This window comes from Anaerosolibacter sp., from assembly GCF_029240175.1.
Taxonomy (GTDB): domain Bacteria; phylum Bacillota; class Clostridia; order Peptostreptococcales; family Thermotaleaceae; genus Anaerosolibacter.
In genome coordinates this window covers 319,037-335,154 of the sequence record NZ_JARBTM010000005.1, presented here as the reverse complement: position 1 = coordinate 335,154, position 16,118 = coordinate 319,037, and the positions used below count along the sequence as shown (strand labels likewise).

Annotated in this window: 14 protein-coding genes, 1 tRNA gene and 1 riboswitch; of the genes, 2 read left to right on the top strand and 13 right to left on the bottom strand. The window is 39.9% G+C overall.

Features of this window, described 5'->3' with window-relative positions; genetic code table 11:
- Nucleotides 1-7: 7 nt before the first annotated feature.
- The 10 genes from cbiB to K0R93_RS05720 form a co-directional block, all read right to left on the bottom strand.
- On the bottom strand, nt 8-958 hold the full coding sequence (gene cbiB, locus K0R93_RS05765; protein ID WP_300298847.1) for an adenosylcobinamide-phosphate synthase CbiB: 951 nt from the start codon (nt 956-958) through the stop codon (nt 8-10).
- Entirely contained in the window at nt 946-2,490 is a 1,545-nt protein-coding gene (locus K0R93_RS05760; RefSeq protein ID WP_300298844.1) for a cobyric acid synthase, read from the bottom strand. The genes cbiB and K0R93_RS05760 overlap by 13 nt, the downstream gene beginning before the upstream one ends.
- Nucleotides 2,487-3,881: a cobyrinate a,c-diamide synthase gene (locus K0R93_RS05755; protein WP_300298841.1), complete on the bottom strand. Its 1,395-nt coding sequence runs from the start codon at nt 3,879-3,881 to the stop codon at nt 2,487-2,489. Before K0R93_RS05755 ends, K0R93_RS05760 begins: the two co-directional genes overlap by 4 nt.
- A gap of 128 nt (nt 3,882-4,009) precedes the next feature.
- Nucleotides 4,010-4,188, bottom strand: a riboswitch (cobalamin riboswitch).
- Between the two features lie 100 nt (nt 4,189-4,288).
- Nucleotides 4,289-4,879, bottom strand: coding sequence for an alpha-ribazole phosphatase (gene cobC / locus K0R93_RS05750; RefSeq protein ID WP_300298838.1), 591 nt, complete (start codon nt 4,877-4,879; stop codon nt 4,289-4,291).
- A 6-nt stretch (nt 4,880-4,885) separates the two neighbouring features.
- Nucleotides 4,886-5,629, bottom strand: a complete 744-nt coding sequence (cobS, locus tag K0R93_RS05745; protein ID WP_300298835.1) for an adenosylcobinamide-GDP ribazoletransferase — start codon at nt 5,627-5,629, stop codon at nt 4,886-4,888.
- On the bottom strand, nt 5,629-6,174 hold the full coding sequence (locus tag K0R93_RS05740; protein WP_300298833.1) for a cob(I)yrinic acid a,c-diamide adenosyltransferase: 546 nt from the start codon (nt 6,172-6,174) through the stop codon (nt 5,629-5,631). Before K0R93_RS05740 ends, cobS begins: the two co-directional genes overlap by 1 nt.
- Nucleotides 6,175-6,185: 11 nt before the next feature.
- Nucleotides 6,186-6,749 (bottom strand): bifunctional adenosylcobinamide kinase/adenosylcobinamide-phosphate guanylyltransferase, encoded by a 564-nt coding sequence (gene cobU / locus K0R93_RS05735; RefSeq protein WP_300298830.1) that lies wholly within the window; start codon nt 6,747-6,749, stop codon nt 6,186-6,188.
- A gap of 98 nt (nt 6,750-6,847) precedes the next feature.
- Nucleotides 6,848-8,203 (bottom strand): lipase family alpha/beta hydrolase, encoded by a 1,356-nt coding sequence (locus K0R93_RS05730; protein ID WP_300298827.1) that lies wholly within the window; start codon nt 8,201-8,203, stop codon nt 6,848-6,850.
- 85 nt (nt 8,204-8,288) lie between these two features.
- Entirely contained in the window at nt 8,289-8,984 is a 696-nt protein-coding gene (locus tag K0R93_RS05725; RefSeq protein WP_300298824.1) for a DUF2225 domain-containing protein, read from the bottom strand.
- 45 nt (nt 8,985-9,029) lie between these two features.
- The gene (locus tag K0R93_RS05720) at nt 9,030-10,481 is read right to left on the bottom strand and encodes a VanW family protein (RefSeq protein ID WP_300298821.1); all 1,452 of its coding nucleotides are present in this window, start codon (nt 10,479-10,481) and stop codon (nt 9,030-9,032) included.
- 341 nt (nt 10,482-10,822) lie between these two features.
- On the opposite strand from K0R93_RS05720, the gene K0R93_RS05715 reads away from it, so the two are divergent.
- Nucleotides 10,823-10,897: transfer RNA gene (locus K0R93_RS05715), tRNA-Met, on the top strand.
- A 55-nt stretch (nt 10,898-10,952) separates the two neighbouring features.
- Here the strand turns inward: K0R93_RS05715 and K0R93_RS05710 are convergent.
- The 3 genes from K0R93_RS05710 to K0R93_RS05700 form a co-directional block, all read right to left on the bottom strand.
- Nucleotides 10,953-12,986, bottom strand: coding sequence for a cell division protein FtsA (locus K0R93_RS05710; RefSeq protein ID WP_300298818.1), 2,034 nt, complete (start codon nt 12,984-12,986; stop codon nt 10,953-10,955).
- A 101-nt stretch (nt 12,987-13,087) separates the two neighbouring features.
- Nucleotides 13,088-13,735, bottom strand: a complete 648-nt coding sequence (nth, locus tag K0R93_RS05705; RefSeq protein WP_300298815.1) for an endonuclease III — start codon at nt 13,733-13,735, stop codon at nt 13,088-13,090.
- A gap of 28 nt (nt 13,736-13,763) precedes the next feature.
- The gene (locus tag K0R93_RS05700; RefSeq protein ID WP_300298812.1) at nt 13,764-14,045 is read right to left on the bottom strand and encodes a DUF503 domain-containing protein; all 282 of its coding nucleotides are present in this window, start codon (nt 14,043-14,045) and stop codon (nt 13,764-13,766) included.
- Between the two features lie 178 nt (nt 14,046-14,223).
- On the opposite strand from K0R93_RS05700, the gene K0R93_RS05695 reads away from it, so the two are divergent.
- Nucleotides 14,224-16,092, top strand: a complete 1,869-nt coding sequence (locus K0R93_RS05695; protein WP_300298809.1) for a stalk domain-containing protein — start codon at nt 14,224-14,226, stop codon at nt 16,090-16,092.
- Nucleotides 16,093-16,118 lie beyond the last annotated feature (26 nt).

Here is a 16,118-nt window from a genome sequence, read left to right as displayed (position 1 = left end):
TCACCCCTTACACCACAGCCACTAAATATTTTATCATCATTAAACAAAACATACCAGCCGCGGAAGCAGCGTACATAATTCCAATTGTTCTTTTAATATCGTCTTTTTCCAAGGGACGGGTCGGATCTCCAATTGTAGGCTTATGGACCTTCTCCCCAAAATATGTATTGGTGCCGCCAATCTGAATACCCAATACACCAGCCACTGCAGATTCAGGATATCCACTATTGGGACTTTTGTGATTTCTGCAATCCCTTTTCGTGATTTTGACCCCATCTTTCCAATTGTAGCCCAGAAAAGCAGCGGCAGCAACAATAAAAAATGCGGTGAGCCTTGCTGGGATGTAATTCACAAAGTCGTCCAACCTAGCGCTGGCCCTTCCAAAGTTTAAGTATTTTTCATTTTTATACCCCACCATGGAATCCAGGGTATTGATGGCTTTATATGCCATCCCTAAGGGTGCACCGCCTATATAAATGTAAACCAGTGGTGCAATAATGCCATCAGATATATTTTCAGCTACTGTTTCAATCGTTCCTCTGGTAATCTCATTCGCGTCTAGATCCTTTGTATCTCTCCCCACGATGTAAGAAAGATATTTCCTGGCTTCAAGTATGTTTCCTTCCTTCAGCTGTGTATAAACCTTTCTGCTTTCTCGATCAAGGCTTTTTGTGGCCAGTATTTGAAAAATTAGAAAAGTTTCCAATCCAATCTTTAAATAGGGATGTATCATTCCTGCCATATGCAGAAGTAAGTAGGTTATCCCATAGGTCAGAGCAACAATCACCACAGTAAGGATCATTCCTCCAGTCCGTTCCTGTTTGTCCCCTTTGAAAAACTTACGCAGTATATTTTCTACATACTTAATAGCATTTCCGATGAATCGGATGGGATGCGGAAGCCAATAGGGATCGCCGAAAAGTAAATCCATCCCATATCCAATGACTATTCTGAGCATATCTCTTCCCCATTCAATATTTGATATACCTTTTCCATATCCACATTGGTGCGTATAACTTCGGCCAATTTGTCATATTCTTTTTCCTTGAATGCTTCAAAACTCTCAATACTGCTTTCTACCTGTTCCAATCCTTTCTGGCGGCGAATATTATTCAATATCACCCTGGTAAATGGAATATTATCAAAGATACCATGGATATAAGTACCAATGACATTACCTTCCATATTGGATGCCCCATCATCAATGGATACGTCCTTACCCAGCATATGGCGTATCTGGTTTAATCCTTGGCATTCGGAGCCTAGCACTGTTTTCCCCATATGAATCTCATATCCCCTAAGACCAGCACCCTGGGTACCTTCTAGCAAGCCGCTCAATTTGGCTGTTACCACGGCTTCCACCTGGGTCGTTGTTTTCTCCAGCTCAAATATGGTATCTACATCCAGTAGTCCTAACCCGTTGATTTCCTCAATGGAGCTCTCTGTGCCATGGGGATCTTTTATGGTTTTGCCCAGCATCTGATACCCTCCACAAATGCCTACGATCAGCTTTCCTTGTCTATGTAATCTCAGAATTTGCTCCTCTAAGCCGCTCTCCCTGAGATAAACCAGATCCTCAATGGTATTCTTTGAACCAGGAATAATCAAGAGGTCTGGATTACCAATAGACTCTCCCCGCATAACATAACGTAGGTTCACATCTTCCTGGGTTTCAAATACGTTAAAATCCGTAAAGTTTGAAACGTGGGGAAGATATAAGACAGCCACCTCAACCTGCCCGCCCTGATATTTTTGATATCTAAAACGTTCTGCCAAACTATCTTCATCTTCAATTTGAACATGATAGTAGGGAATCACACCCAAAACAGGAATTTTGATAATGTCTTCAAGCATCTTGATACCTGGTTTGAGGATTTCTACATCTCCTCTAAATTTATTGATAATAACTCCTTTTACCCGTTTCTTTTCTTCCTCAGTCAATAACAGCATGGTTCCTGCTAAAGAAGCAAACACACCGCCCCGATCAATATCCCCAATGAGAATTACCGGAGAATCTGCCATCTCAGCCATCCCCATATTTACAATGTCATTCTCTCTCAAGTTAATCTCTGCGGGACTACCAGCACCCTCAATAACAACCACATCGTGGGCATCGGCCAATTTCTGAAAGCTATCCTTTACCAGGGCAGCTAATTCAGATTTAAATTCATGATATTCCACTGCAGACATATTTTTATATACCTTACCATTTAGAATCACTTGGCACTTTTTATCTGTAGTAGGCTTTAGAAGTACAGGATTCATGGCCACCGTTGGCTCTATCTTGCTAGCCTCCGCTTGTACCACTTGGGCTCTTCCCATTTCTAGCCCTTCTGCCGTAATATATGAATTCAATGCCATATTTTGAGACTTAAAGGGTGCTACCTTATACCCATCTTGATGAAATATTCTACAGAATCCTGCGGTCAATAAGCTCTTTCCCACAGAAGAACCTGTACCTTGGAGCATCAATTTCTTCGTTTTCATCATTTATACCTTCCCCCATCCTTATAAACGCTGCAGTTTTCTATAAAATTCTCCGCCAATCTTGGATTACAATAAAAGTGTATATGGGCATACGCTCCCAGCGCATTGTGCCGCTTTAACCCACATCGCCATCGGTCAACAATTTCACCATTTCTGGTTTTCTCAAGCCCATAGACCTGATCATTTTTTAGGTCCTTGGTGAGAACGGATCGATGAAATTCATGGGCTTTTGCTTTTTCAATTGTCTGAGAAATCACTGTGGGTTGGTCAATGGTAACATCCACATAACCAAAACGCTGTAATCTCCCTGTCATTTTGGTTTCTGTATTAAACACACCTACCATTTCATGCCTTTGTCCTTCCAAGCTGATAATGGCATTGGTTAAGTACATAAGTCCTCCGCATTCGGCATAGGCAGGCAAACCTGCCTCAATGCTATCTTTGATTTGCTGCCGAAGTTCCCTGTTATCCTCTAGTTCTTGGGCGAATACTTCTGGAAACCCGCCCCCGAAATATAGTCCATGGATTTCTTCAGGCAGTTTCTTATCCTCTAAGGGACTAAAGAATATCAAATTTGCACCTAAACTTCTCAATAAATCTAGATTGTCTTCATAATAAAAATTAAAAGCCTTATCCTGAGCAACACCTATATTAATACGATTCTCCAACCCTTTATTTTCCTTCAATCTGCCATCGATCGGTACAGCTTGCTCGCTGATTTCTAACAAAGCATCTATATCTACAGTCTTCTCAATCATACTTCCGATTTCTTCAATTTTATGCTGCAAACCTTCTACCTCTACGCTGGGAATTAACCCTAGGTGCCTGCTCTCAAGCTTAATGGCCGTATTTTTCACCATATAACCCACGCACTTGATTCTGATATCTCTTTCAATGGCTTCCTTCAATATGTGATAATGCTTTTCACCAGATACATTATTGATGATTACACCAGCAATCTCCACATCTGGGTCATACATCTTGTAACCTAGCACTTGTGCTGCAGCACTGGCTGCCATGCCGCTGCCATTGATGATTAGGATCACAGGAGCTTTGATGATCTTGGATACATGGGCGGTACTCCCCACATCTTTTCTACTGCCGCTGCCATCGTATAGTCCCATTACGCCTTCGATCACCGCGATGTCTTTTCCACTTGCATTCTTCACAAACAAGCCCTTAACAATTTCTTCTTCCAGCATCCAGCTGTCCAAGTTTCTTGACTTATTTCCTGTTACGAAGGTATGGAAAGCCGGATCTATGTAGTCAGGCCCTACCTTAAACGGCTGTACTTGAAAACCTCTCTTCCTAAGGGCAGACATGACACCAGTGGATATGGTGGTCTTGCCCACACCACTTTGCGTACCTGCCAACACAAATCTAGGTAGCCTCATCTTGATCATTCCTTTTCTTATAAATTCCTAATCTGGAGGTGTCGGCGCAAATAAAAATGCCCTGACCATCTTTGGTCAGAGCATGAACACACGTATGTATATTCCTGTTTCCTTCCCTCCGAAGGCAATACAATGAATTCAAACAGGCAGGTCTCCTGACTTGTGAATCTCTTTACTTTCGACGTCTTCCCTGTGGCATACAAGTGACATACTGTCGATTTCATCCTCACATACAGTAGCGGGGGCTGTGTCGGACTTTCACCGAGCTTCCCTATTAAGTATCAACACCTATTCGATTTTCATATTTATTTATTCAATCGTATCAAATATTCATCAATAATTCAATAGTCTGGGAGGGAAATATTTTGGCTTGTACCTATAAATAATAGCGTTTTCTGCCCTCTCTGTTATCTATTCAACATCGTTAGTACGGGATAGCCCTCTACAATCTCTATTTTTGTAATGCCACAATTCTCAATCTTATATTTCCAATAGTCTTCTATACCGCTTCCGATCAAGTGGGATAAAATACCACGGATGCAGCCTCCATGGGAAACGAGCAGTATTTTTCCTTGAGGATAATCAATACACAGCTGGTCTATTGCCTCTTTGACCCGACCATACATTTGACGAAGGCTCTCTCCTTCAGGAACAGGATAGTCTAACCATTCTTTTTCCCATGATTTCAGTTCATTTGGAAACTGATTCCTAATTTCTTCATAAGATAGTCCTTCCCATCGCCCAAAGTTCATTTCCCGAAAACGATCTTCACAGTGAATTTCTACGTGATGATACTTATTGATAATTTCTGCAGTTTTTCGGGTTCTATTCAATCCGCTGGTCAAAATGAGATCTAAGGGTACTTCTCTCAGTCTTTTAGCGCTTTCCTCTGCTTGATATATTCCCATATCTGTCAGCTCCACATCCAACCATCCACAGTAAACCCCTTGACAATTGGATAGGGTTTCTCCATGTCTAACCAAATATAACTCCATCATAAATATCTATCCCTTCATCAAAACTGCTAAAACTAAAAAGTACAGAAGATAGAACAGTTCAGAGAGCTCACATAGTGCCCCCAAGGTATCTCCTGTCATACCATCAATTTTCCCAGTAATATGCTTTATGTATAAAATACTAAAAAGATAGCCTACAAGAATGAATGGAAGCGACCACAGATTGATCAAAGAAATAACCCCTGTAAAAAATAAGGCAATCCCTAGATGAATATTGCTTACTTTTCCAATATATAGATTCCCCATGCCGTTGCTTCGGGCATAGACAGAGAATTTCGAACCATAAACCAGGCACAGTTTTGAAAACACAGGCATGAGTAGAAGTATGCCGTAAACCATATCCTCTCCGATGCTGTAAATCATTGCAATCTTTAAAATCAAGGTCATCATAATGGCTAAGGCTGCATTGGTCCCAAGTCGGCTATCCTTCATGATTTCCAAGATTCGATCTTTAGGACGATTACTATACACCCCATCAAAGGTGTCACCCAGTCCGTCTAAGTGGAGCCCCCCTGTGATAAACACTTCTATAACCACTGCCATGACAGACGCTAATAAGCTCCCACCCAGCTGATAGCCGATATAGTGAAAGGATACGATAAACATACCTATCAACAACCCTACCACGGGAAAATATATGATACCGTGTAAAAAATCATCCTCATCCACCTTGAGATTGACTGGAATCGGTACACGGGTCAAAAACTGGATCATCAAAATCAATCTCTTCATCAGTGTTCAATTCCTTCCCTTGCACCAATTCCCTTTTGGAAGGGATGTTTTATCATTTTTATTTCTGACACATAGTCAGCCAGCTCGGCAATTTCTTGCGGCACGTTTCTGCCTGTTAAAATCAATTCCATATGTTTAGGTTTATTTTTGATCAAGTCGCAGACCTGTTGTACTGTGAGAATCTTATTGGAGAGTACACCCATAATCTCATCCATTATCAACAAATCACAGCTTTCCTGTTGGAGAACTTCCTCCACAAAAGCAAATGCCTTGTCTATATTGCTTTTTACAACCTGCTTCTCCTCATCAGTTAGTGTCCAAAAAAACTTTTTCGCCGTGTCAAATCTAAAAATCTGAAAGTCCGGCTCTAGGTTTTTCACACTATGTAGTTCACCAGAATCTCCCCCTTTGAGGAACTGCACCATAAATACCTTATATCCACACCCTACGGTTCTTAAAGCTTGTCCTAATGCCGCTGTAGTCTTACCCTTTCCATCACCAGTATATACATGCACCAAGCCTTCAGCTAATCTCTTTTCTGCCATTTTGCCGCCTCCTACTTTATTTTCATGGGAATTCCTGACACTGTAAAATACACATCATCTGCTTCTACGGCAATCATCTGATTAATCCTGCCTGCAATATCACCAAATATCCTAGATAACCTGTTTTCTGGCACGATTCCCATCCCCACTTCGTTGGTCACCATGATTCCCCATATGTTATGCTCACGCATACTCTTCAGCAAATCAAAAACCTGATCTTTTATGCTTGCTTCAATCCGATCAATCTGTTCATGGTTTATTGTATCCCAATCAATGGATAAATCTTCAAACATCAAATTCGTCACCATGATTGTCACACAATCCAATAATATTGTGCCATGATTGTCAGATATCTCTTTCACCACGTATTGGAGGTCTTTAAAACCTTCATAGGTTTTCCATTCCTGGGGTCTGCTTTCTCTATGTTTCTTAATACGATCCCGCATACCATCATCAAAAGGAATCGCTGTAGCCAAATAGGCTACCGGCATATCTGAAGTTTTCGCCAACTCCTCTGCGAAATTGCTTTTTCCACTACGGGCACCACCCGTTACAAGGGTTATTTTTCCACTCAAAATATCACTCCTAAAGATATAATAAAGCCTGTCTATTGACAGGCATTTTCATCCTTTTATAATCATATCACCCATGCCATCTTCCGTCAACGAAACCATCAATGGATCTGAATGCGATACCGATGTTTCCTTAGGACCTCTCTTCCTAAGGCTTTTTTTACTTTTCCTTCACTGTCCGTCACTTTAATATCAAGGGTACTATCCTTTTGAGGCAAGAAGTTCAATATCACCTCTTGATATCTACAGTTTGTAAGTAGCATCCAAGTAAGTCGATCTCCATATTTTTGTACGTCAAGGTTTCCCATATTGTTTATACCTTTGTCATAGAGGATCTCTTCTCCCTCTTCTCTGTAACCCTTCAACTGTATGTCTCCCAAACCGTCAATAAGTATGCTTATATGATTTTCTATGGGCTCATGGCTATTTCGCATCATATATGCACCGTCAATGCCAAGTTTTTTTCGGATGATGAACAAACTCTTTTCTAAAAGTTCCTCATGCTTACCATTGATTACAAATCGATCTCCTTCGATGGCCATCACACTTTTCACCATAACAGTTCCATCCCCTTCTAGGGTCTTGGACACATCAATCACTCTTCCATCAATCCATCTCTTCCCATCTGATCTCCTTTGAGGATCAATCTGCAGCAGATGATTCGTTTCTACTCCCTTACCAGCAATCAATGTGACCTTTACATGCCTAGGCATGGTCTTTCGATAAATATGATTAATATAATCCAGAAAATTATTTTTATAATGCATTTCTTCATAAGGTACAAAATTCATTTGTTGATTCTTATCTATATAATATAGATAGTTCCCATACTGCATACTCGGCAACAAATCTTGAGCGCCCTTTAATAGATCATGTATTGTGACCATGTCATTTTTCTCTCCATAATGCTTCTCAATAATCCAAAGATATCCTTCTAACAATGTCCTAAAAATATTCGATTTTATGCCACGATTATAGGGCAGTTTGCCACCAGCATAAAAATAATAGGCATTGACCGCCCCCGCATTGGGCGTACCAACGATAATGAGATTATCAACATCCCCTCGATAATTGTTCCCCTGTACATAGGTCCTTGAAACCAGCCCACCCATGCTGTGACAGATAATATCTACTTTTCGACTTCTGGTTTTTGCCTTAGCCAAAGCAATGGTTTTCATCAAATATTCATCGGCACAACAAATACAATCCTGCCTCCAGTCATAGAAGGCTATAAACAGATCCTCATTTCTTGTATATCCAAGCTGCTCCAATTTTTCTACAAATGGCTCATATACAGAAGCAGACATTCCAAAGCTCCAGTCCCCTGTCCCTGGAATGATTGTATTCCCCATGGAGCCATAAAGCCCTGGGACAAACACCAAAGGTTTTCTTTTCTGACTTTGCAGCTTACTCGTGATCATTTCCATAAGACCTACCGTGGTTAAGATCGGGTCCATAGACATTCCCCCTTTTAAAAAATAAAAAGCTGCTACGATTTCGCAGCAACTTTTCCTTCGTGAATGTGTATACCTTCGTCATGCTTTATCCTACCTGTTCACGACTGTTTTTACTTCTATAAGCATCCTTCGCTAATCTCCACTGCTCCCTTGCCATGGTGTCAATTTTCTTCTTCGTTTTGATTGCTGGATTACTGACTGCTTTTCCAAACCATTCTACTGCCTCTTCATAATTTCCAATCATTCTATGGAGTTCTCCAATTAAATACGTGAGAGATACATCATCTAGATTTCCAATAGGCATCGGTTCATTGGCAAAAGCTTGTTCAAAGCAGTTTACCGCATGGGTTAAAAATTCAAACTCCTTTTCATGGCTTAGATATCGATATAGCCATGCAATCCGTAAACAGATATTGGCCAGAGTACCTTTTTTATGACCTAAAATTTGACTGCAAAGAAGCGCTAGCTTATAGGTTTCAATAGCCTCCAGTATCGTTCTTTCCTCACCGAAACTCCGCTGGGTCCAGCGTCTTGATATACTTTCTTGAATCATTTTTTTACCTGCAGCATTAATTTCTTCAAACCCACTTTCCAGCGCAGCATATCCACACATAGGACATACAAACACATTGTAGAGGATCGGATTTTCGCCAATATAATGGGTGCAAAAATCCGTATCCCTTTTCTCAATCCTTGTGGCAGAGGTCCGTACCTTCTTGGTATGAAAAATATTTTTACAAACTGGGCAGGTAATTGCTTTATCATATAGTACATTCACCATTTTTGTCACCTCTTTAGTGCTTTTTCTTATAGATATTCTATAGTATTACGGCCGAATAACCTCAACTTCTGATTCACCTTCACTCTTTGGCGTTGACTCGTCCTGAGCTTTCTGTGTCGGTGCAGAAGGACGTTTTTTCGTTCCTTTTATAATAATTTGGTTTTGAGGTTTATAATAATCTTTTGTGATCTGCTTTCTTTCAATTTCAACCCCATTTTCCAAGACAACCTTAAAGGTAGTAATCCGGTATCCATCTCTACCCTCTTGATCAATTTTTTCTTCGCCCTGATACATATTGGGGTCAAATTTTACCTCTACGGTTCTCTTTACCACTTGGTCTTCTCTTGATTCTATCCTTACAACCTTATTGTCTATTTTTTGTCCATACACCTTTACTGTTAGAAGATTGCCCCGAATAAAGCTTTCTATATAGATGGGTTGGGCCAGTATGTTTTGAAACTTAAAATCAAGAACCCCATAGGAAACGGTTGCGTCCCTTCCCTTTGGTACATAGGTGGATGGAATGCTGTGATTGATTCTTTCTACAATATTTAAATTGCTTAACAAGATTGCATTGTATATGGTACTGGAAACTTGACAAATTCCCCCGCCCAAACCATCGACAAGCTCTCCTTTAAAGATTACAGGAGCATTCTGATAACCTCTGCTTGCTGTTCTCGGTCCTACTTTTTCATTGAAAGAAAAGATTTCCCCTGGCATTAATACCGTTCCGTTAATCGTCTTAGATGCTAGATTAATATTCTGTGTCCTATTCATGTTCCCTGCCGTAAATTGGGTTGTATATTCGCCCAACAGGTCTTGAATATAACTTAAACTTTCTGATGTTATTCTCGGTGAAGCTGACTCCACAGGTATATCTACCAAGACAGCCCCTTGACGATAATTATTCTTAAGTTCTTTAGAAATCAATTCCTTTAATCGCTCTATGTCAACCTTTAAGCCTACTTTTTCCTGGGTTATATGAAATCGTCCATCTACCTTTTTAATGGTTGCATCTTGAGATGGCTGATCAATATTCTTTCGGATATCAAGAATAATTCCTTCTAGCTTACTCTGATCAAGAATAGGTACAAGTTCTAAGTTATATGGCACTTTATACAATGAAACAATTTTTTGCAATCTTTCAAAATAGCTGCCATCACGACCAACTTGGTAGGCATCATTGGCTACTTTTGTATAATCGTAGGAGTATCCGATATCCCTGCCATTGATATCCCATCTCTTATCTCCATAGACCAAAGACAGCGTTTGCTGGTCAATAGATTTTTCAAAATGTTCCTGTATTTTTTTCTGTGCCTCTAATACCGATAAACTTCCTACATCTACATTTTCTATGGTTACCCCATTGTAAATAGTATCTCTATATAGCAAGAAAAATGAAATACCTGTGGTTGATATGAGAAAGCTAAACAATACGATAATGAGTCCAGTTACAATATGGGATTTTTTTGTTTTATGTTTAACCTTTGTTTCCAATCCTTCTCCTCCATTCATCTGTAATTCATATCTTAACGATTACTCCTTATTCTCTATATTTATTTCCTTCATATAACTAATATACATGATATTCTGCGCCCTGAACATCTATTAATCAAAATTTAATATTTATTCTATGTCCATAATACCTTCACCTTTTTTTCATAGCCTCATAATATGTAGTGGACATGGGTCCACAAGCAATTTCCCCTTTACTTGGAGGGAGTTTCACACTCCCTCCTTTTTTTGTCCATTAACTTACATCGGCAAATTTATCTCTGTATAATAGGTATAATTTTTATTTTTTTACATAAAATTGTTATATAACGCTATCCAATCGACGCGGAGTAGAGCAATGGTAGCTCGTCGGGCTCATAACCCGGAGGCTGTAGGTTCGAGTCCTGCCTCCGCAACCACACACAAAAAACTAGAGAATTCTCTAGTTTTTTTTGCAGCAAATCTAAGGTTTACTTATTGTTCATTCCAAAATACTTCTATCTGATCCCCTTGGCGGATGGTATCAGTATAGTTTGCCCGCTGTCCGTTTAGCTTAAGAACCAGAGAGCCTTTTGACTTTGTTCGATCAAAATCGATATAATTAAACACATCTACGAAGATAAATTGTCCGCTTTCTTTGTAGATCTCAATGGATTTACCGTTTACATATACAAGGATGGAACCCACTGAAGGATCTCCGATTTCCAAGGGGGTTTCTCTCGAAATTGCAGAGGTTTGATCCATCTTCTTCCCTTTTTCACGGGTATAGATTCTATCTCCGTTCCTTAGCACATAATCCAATGCCCGCTCCACGTCATTAACAAAAACATGATAATGGGTAGGATTCATTTCAAATCGATAGAGTAAATCCTGTATTTTCTCGATCTCGCTGTAGTTGATAATATCCCCTTCTTGGACATCATAATGGATATCTTGCTCTTTTCCGTTTACTGTAAGGCTGCTATACAGTTTTACCTCCAACTGATTAAACGTTACACTTTTCAAGATGTCAATGATCTCCCTTAGGGTAGCTGTTCCATCCTTTCCATCAATAGCTGGATCAATCATTATTTCGTCCTTATGATGAATTGGCGCATCCAAACTGCTAATCCTTCCATTCAGATAAATTCGAGCTGATTCGCCTGGAACACCTTGAATTTGTTTTTCTTTCCCGTTCAAAGTAAACACTAGTTTTTTCCCGCTGCGGGAGATCAGCTTCCTTGCATTATATCCAACCAATATAAGGGCATCAGAAATAAGGAGCTGTTTTGAATTAAACAGCTTGATATTTCGCCCATCCACCGTTACTTGAAGAAAATCCTGGTCTCGATCTTTCTCTGCAATAATGCCTATACCAATCGGTGTAATAAATTCGGGTCCTTCAAGCCTTTCGCATTGAAAAATGATATTTTCAATGATCTCTGTACCTCTTACTACAACCCGCTCCTTTGGCAACCCTAGCTTTTCTGCCAAATAATTTGTGAATTGTGGTATCTGGCTGCCACCGCCTATACAAAATACGGCACTGGGCGCTTTTCCGTTGTATTCTATGATTTTATTGGCAATTTCAGCCCCTAAGCTTTCGATTACACCACTTATTTTCTCGATGATTTCCTGGGTAGTCAGGGTGTAAGGAATTCCTACTATATCCGTAAAAGAATGATTGTCCTTCTTATTCAATTCCAACTTTAATTTTTCTGCCATATCAAAATCCAATAAGTATGTTGTGGCAAGGGCTTCGGTGATTTCATCTCCAGCCACAGAAGCCATAGCATAGGCTACAATTGTTCCATCTTGGGTCAATGCAATATCCGAGGTACCAGCACCAATATCCACAAGGGCAAGGTTCAAAAGTCTTAATTTTTGAGGTATTGCTGCTTGAATGGCCGCGATAGGCTCTAAGGTTAAGTTGGCAACCTCTAATCCTATTTTATCCATTACAGTATATAGACCGTTAACAACTACATGGGGCAAGAAAGTAGCCAAAACCTCTGCACCTATTTTATTTCCCCGATGTCCTTTTAAAGACATAATCACACTGTCATTTAAATAATAGTTCACTACTGTATAACCCACGCAGTAATAGGTATGGTCTTGACTATGATTTTCTTGATCTAAACGTTCTTGGGCCTTCTGAATACCTTCCATCTCTAAGCTGTCAATTAATCCTTTATCGATCTCCTTTGAAATGTCAATTTCTCTGCTTACCGTTACACGGTATGTCTTTAACGCTCTTCCGGCTGCTGCAATAGAAACTTGCTTTAACCCGAAGCCTAGCCTATTTTCTAGGGCTTCTTTCACCTTTTTAGCCACGACAGCCACTTTATCGATATCGTGTATTTGACCATCATACATGGCTCGGCTGGGATGTTCCATAATTTCCGCATCCAGAATGATGTGCTTTTCTGCCTCTTTCTTACTTATAATTCCTACTACACTTCTCGTTCCTATATCTAAAGAAAATATAACCTCATGGGGATTTATTTTTGCCGTCGTTGTTTCAGACATCCTTCACAACCCTTTCATTTTCTTCTTCTTCATAATTATTCTTCATGATTTTACATTTTCCTCTTTCAGTTTTTCAAAATACGACATTATCAAACCCTACGCTAACTTTTCTTACCACGCTTCATGTGGAAATAACAATGATTCACCAGAGGACAAACCTCACATTTAGGTTTTCTCGCATCACAGGTTCTCCTGCCATGGAAGATCAAGGTATGATGGGCTTTGCTCCACTGCTCTTTAGGAATACACTTCATCAGCTGCTGCTCTGTTTCTTCCACATTTTCAGCATTAGCCAATCCAATCCTATTAGAAACCCTAAACACATGGGTATCTACTGCAATTGCAGGTACGCCAAAGGCATTACTGAGCACAACATTCGCCGTCTTTCTCCCCACACCGGGTAATTTTATCAGTTCTTCCATAGTTCTCGGTACCTGGGAATCATATTGTTCGACCAGCATCTTACAAGTGCTTAAAATATTCTTGGCTTTGCTTCTATATAAGCCAATTTCCTTTATTTCCTGCTCTAACGCTTCTTGCGTCATTGTAAGAAAATCTAGGGGTGTCCTATATCTTCTAAACAATCCTGGAGTAACCTGATTCACTTTCTTATCTGTTGTTTGCGCGCTAAGAATCGTGGCAATAAGAAGCTGAAATGGATTTTCATGATTCAACTCGCAATGGGCATCAGGATAGGTTTCATCCAAAATGTTTAATATTTCTAGTACTTTATCCTTTTTCTTTCCCATGGTGCTCTTCCTCTCTATATTTGAAATGCTATAGGATTTCTATGTCCTGACGAATAATTTCTACCCGATTGTCTCCTTCAATAAACTTGATAATGGAGTCAATCATTTGATTTGCATGCTTTGTGGTGGTACTGACACAGGCAATGCCAATGACTGCACTTCGCCATTTATCCTGGAGATCCACTTCGGCCACTGAAGCATTGAATCTAGATTGAATCCGTCCTATCAAACTCTTGATAATTTGTCGCTTATCCTTCAAGGAGTTTGTCTCCTGCATCATTATTTCTATACTACACGTTCCAATAATCATGGTCTTCACCTCTTTATCAGTCTACTTATCTTTATTATACATTAAATTGCCATGCCTATCCCTTCACAAATTTCATTTTTATTTCTTTGTAACAGAACTGTAATTTGCTTCCAAAAGGATTCCCCTTCACCTTATCGAATTATAAAGAATAGAGAAAAATGAAAACCTAGGAGGAAAAATGAAAAAACTTATATTGATGTGTCTAATGACACTATTCATTCATGTTACACCTGTTTCTGCTCAAGATTCACAGACCCTAAGCATTTTGTTAGACGGCGCACCTCTTTATATGGAAGTCCCCCCAGTTATGATCGATAGTCGAACCATGGTACCCGTACGGGCAATTTTTGAAGGCCTTGGGGCAGTCGTTGACTGGGACCCTGCAACCGAAACCGTAATCGGCAGGAGAGGGACAACCACAGTAAAGCTTACCCTGGGAAGCCGCGATGCCTATATCGATGATCAGCTTGTACAGCTTGATGTGCCAGCTTCCAATGTAAACAATCGTACGCTTGTTCCCACGAGGTTTATTGCTGAAAGTCTGGGGGCCCAAGTAAGTTGGGATGAACCAAGCCGAACGGTTATCATTCAAAGTGCTCCACAAGATGCTAGAAAAAGTATGACAAGGCTTTCTTTCCTTAAGACCCTTGTGTCCATGATATATGATGATCCTTCAGGCTCAACACTTGATCTTTCTAATTCTTCTACTATTCTTGATCTTGGTAAACAGCATGGGGTCATCTTAGATGCAAACTATGACCTTAATCAAGAGATCACAAAAAAGGAAGCAGAGCTGATGTTTATTCGTGCCGTGGGATACAATCCAACAGGGCTACAGCTTCATCAAATGAATACATCCAATCAAACCCCTGAAGAAAAGTTGGTTTTTGAAATGTATCAGAAGATATCAACACCATTAGAAAACCTTCATGGATTTTATGCTACCAAATCATACGATCAATTAAGTCTTATCCCTTCTTTCGATTCATTAAGCTTTGGATGGAGTCAAATCGTTTTTGATGACAATGGCAGTGCTTCCTTAAAGACCGATGCTCCTGGTGGATTAGCTGTGCCCACTGGCTTCATTGAGCCGATCACAAAAGCAAATGATCATCTTATTCCTACTTACCTGATGGTATTTGCGTCTCAAAGTATCAAAGACTCAGAAGGCAAAGGATTGGTAGAACTGATTTTATTAAACGATGAAGTGAAAACAAAAATCATTGGGGAGATTGTTCAGCAGATTTCAGAAACAACCAAAGATGAACTGACGATTGCCTTTGATGGGGTGGTTATCGACTTTGAAGAAATAAAGAACCCTGCGCTGGCAGCTCCATTCAACCAATTCCTACAAGCCCTTAAAATAGCGTTGAATAAGGTGGATAAAGAGCTTTATGTAACTGTACAGCCAAAGAAGTACTATAAGGGTTACGATTATAAAACCATTGGTGAAATTGCCGATAAAGTCATTCTCATGGCCCATGATTACCACCCCCGACAGATTGAGGCCGTAAGTACGATCAATCCTTTGGACAATTTTTCAAGCATTCACAGTCCTTTGGCCCCTATTGAAAACAAATACAACAAGGACTTTGATGTATACACTGCCTTACAGGAAATTACTGATAACGAAACTGGTGTATCCGATAAAAGCAAAGTTATTTTACAGCTTTCTTTTAATGCCATGCAATGGAGAAAAGTAGAAACCGGTGGCAACATCCGTATTGAAACAGCAAACCCGACCTATAGTGCATTGCGAAATAGATTAATGACGGAATCACAAAATGGGACCCTCAATATGAACTATGACAAACAATATGAAAGTCCATATTTTACCTACCTGGATACAGAAAATAATATTCAAAATATCATATGGTACGAAGACAGCCGCAGTATCCTAGCAAAGATTAACCTGGCGAAATTATTTGGTATCAAAGACATTTCCATCTGGCGCTTAGGCAATATCCCCTCCTACGATGGCAGCGAAGAACAGTTTATGTATCTTGATACATGGCAGCAAATATTAAATGCGAGAGAAGCAAGATAAAAATAGGTGCCTGCAAAAAAGCAGGC

What these genes read in the sequence shown, in the direction of transcription:
- cbiB (WP_300298847.1), bottom strand. Translation starts at nt 958, where the DNA reads ATGCTCAGAATAGTCATTGGATATGGGATGGATTTACTTTTCGGCGAT.
- K0R93_RS05760 (WP_300298844.1), bottom strand. Translation starts at nt 2,490, where the DNA reads ATGATGAAAACGAAGAAATTGATGCTCCAAGGTACAGGTTCTTCTGTG.
- K0R93_RS05755 (WP_300298841.1), bottom strand. Translation starts at nt 3,881, where the DNA reads ATGAGGCTACCTAGATTTGTGTTGGCAGGTACGCAAAGTGGTGTGGGC.
- cobC (WP_300298838.1), bottom strand. Translation starts at nt 4,879, where the DNA reads ATGATGGAGTTATATTTGGTTAGACATGGAGAAACCCTATCCAATTGT.
- cobS (WP_300298835.1), bottom strand. Translation starts at nt 5,629, where the DNA reads ATGAAGAGATTGATTTTGATGATCCAGTTTTTGACCCGTGTACCGATT.
- K0R93_RS05740 (WP_300298833.1), bottom strand. Translation starts at nt 6,174, where the DNA reads ATGGCAGAAAAGAGATTAGCTGAAGGCTTGGTGCATGTATATACTGGT.
- K0R93_RS05730 (WP_300298827.1), bottom strand. Translation starts at nt 8,203, where the DNA reads ATGGACCCGATCTTAACCACGGTAGGTCTTATGGAAATGATCACGAGT.
- K0R93_RS05725 (WP_300298824.1), bottom strand. Translation starts at nt 8,984, where the DNA reads ATGGTGAATGTACTATATGATAAAGCAATTACCTGCCCAGTTTGTAAA.
- K0R93_RS05710 (WP_300298818.1), bottom strand. Translation starts at nt 12,986, where the DNA reads ATGTCTGAAACAACGACGGCAAAAATAAATCCCCATGAGGTTATATTT.
- nth (WP_300298815.1), bottom strand. Translation starts at nt 13,735, where the DNA reads ATGGGAAAGAAAAAGGATAAAGTACTAGAAATATTAAACATTTTGGAT.
- K0R93_RS05700 (WP_300298812.1), bottom strand. Translation starts at nt 14,045, where the DNA reads ATGATTATTGGAACGTGTAGTATAGAAATAATGATGCAGGAGACAAAC.
- K0R93_RS05695 (WP_300298809.1), top strand. Translation starts at nt 14,224, where the DNA reads ATGAAAAAACTTATATTGATGTGTCTAATGACACTATTCATTCATGTT.